The following is a 1,274-nucleotide window of genomic DNA, read 5'->3' as shown; positions in this document are numbered from 1 at the left end:
GTATCGGTTTTATTATCAAATATTAATTTCGGGGAAGCTATGGCCGTAGGCGCTGGTTTTGGTTATTATAGTCTTTCCTCTGTTATTATTACAGAGTTTCACTCTGAGACCTTAGGAGTCATCGCTCTCCTATCAAATATTATTAGAGAGGTACTTACCCTTTTGGCAACACCACTATTTGTAAAATATTTTGGTAAACTAGCTGGTATCGCTTCGGGTGGTGCAACAGCTATGGATACCACTATGCCAATCATTGTACAGTACTCAGGTAAAGAATATGCAATCATTGCCGTATTTAGTGGTATCGTATTAACGATTTTAGTTCCGGTTATTGTTCCTCTAATTCTCCAATTCTTATAAAAACATTTCTATACTTAACTCAATAAGAACAGCTGTAAACAACAAACAGTTTAAACTCATTTTAAAGGAGATAAAAGCTAAAAGCAATTTATTTTTTCTAAATTTACTTCTCAATTAATAGCCAATTGAATGATTTGCTTTAACGAATTCATACTTCTCTACAATTGTTCGTACAAAGGTTTGTACGAATGCTGGATTTGTTAGCACCTCCCCTCACCCCTTAACTTATTTCGTTCATCCAATTTAATAGATTATACTCTTTACATGGGATTATTATATTCTTTTAATTGAACAAAAAGTATAACAATAAGCTCGATCGTTCTTACCTTAAGAAGCTATAAAACTAGACAAACCCAAAATCCAATCATATGTTTTCAAAAGAAACTTATATCAACAGACGCAACAAACTTAAATCTGATGTTAAATCTGGTATTCTTCTATTTCTGGGGAATGATGAATCAGGTATGAATTATGCCGATAACACCTACCATTTCCGTCAGGATAGCACCTTTCTATATTTCTTTGGCTCTGACTATGCAGGTTTAAATGCCATAATAGATATCGATGAAAATCGTGAGATTATTTTTGGTGACGAACTTACTATAGACCATATTGTCTGGATGGGAAGCCAACCTACTATTAAGGAAAAATCCGAGTACGTAGGCATTCATGAAACAGCACCTGCCTCTCAACTCAAGGATTACCTTCAATCTGCAATGGCTAAAGGAAGACAAATCCATTATCTACCACCATATCGTCCAGAACATCAAATTAAATTATTTGATCTTTTAAATGTGATCCCATCACAAGCTAATGCAGGGCAATCTATAGCTTTTGTAAAAGCTGTGGTGAATCAAAGAAATTATAAGAGCCAGGAAGAGATTGTGTTAATTGAGGACGCGGTTAATATTACT

General features: G+C 34.5%; 2 protein-coding genes. Both read left to right on the top strand.

Going from position 1 to position 1,274, the window contains the following annotated elements; all coding sequences use genetic code 11:
- Nucleotides 1-360: lysine exporter LysO family protein (locus ABY905_RS17395; RefSeq protein ID WP_372646188.1), on the top strand; the 360-nt coding region annotated here is incomplete at its 5' end.
- A gap of 368 nt (nt 361-728) precedes the next feature.
- On the top strand, nt 729-1,274 hold a 546-nt coding region (locus ABY905_RS17390; protein ID WP_372646186.1), incomplete at its 3' end, for an aminopeptidase P N-terminal domain-containing protein.

The sequence above is a fragment of the Ancylomarina sp. genome (assembly GCF_041555295.1).
Taxonomy (GTDB): domain Bacteria; phylum Bacteroidota; class Bacteroidia; order Bacteroidales; family Marinifilaceae; genus Ancylomarina.
This window is presented reverse-complemented; position numbering and strand designations above follow the sequence as displayed.